Origin of the sequence: Streptomyces sp. NRRL S-87 (assembly GCF_000719335.1) — a bacterium.
Lineage (GTDB): Bacteria > Actinomycetota > Actinomycetes > Streptomycetales > Streptomycetaceae > Streptomyces.
Window position 1 is genome coordinate 1 of sequence record NZ_JOGB01000239.1, and the last position, 263, is coordinate 263.

At 66.5% G+C, this 263-nt stretch carries 1 protein-coding gene; it reads right to left on the reverse strand.

Annotated elements, in window-relative coordinates; translation table 11 throughout:
* Nucleotides 1–263, reverse strand: a 263-nt coding sequence (locus IF43_RS0135900; protein WP_030211388.1) for a carboxyl transferase domain-containing protein, incomplete at both ends; no start/stop codon positions are given.

A 263-nucleotide genomic window follows, 5' to 3' on the forward strand; every position in this document is an offset into this window, starting at 1 on the left:
GAGTCCATGACGATGTACGCGCCGCCGTAGGCCTTGCGCAGGATCAGCGAGATCCGCGGCACGGTCGCGTTGCAGTACGCGTACAGGAGCTTGGCTCCGTGGCGGATGATCCCGCCGTGCTCCTGGTCCACACCCGGCAGGAAGCCCGGCACGTCCAGCAGCGTGATGATCGGAATGTTGAACGCGTCGCACATCTGCACGAACCGCGCGGCCTTCTCGGACGCCTCGATGTCCAGCACCCCGGCCAGCGTCTGCGGCTGGTT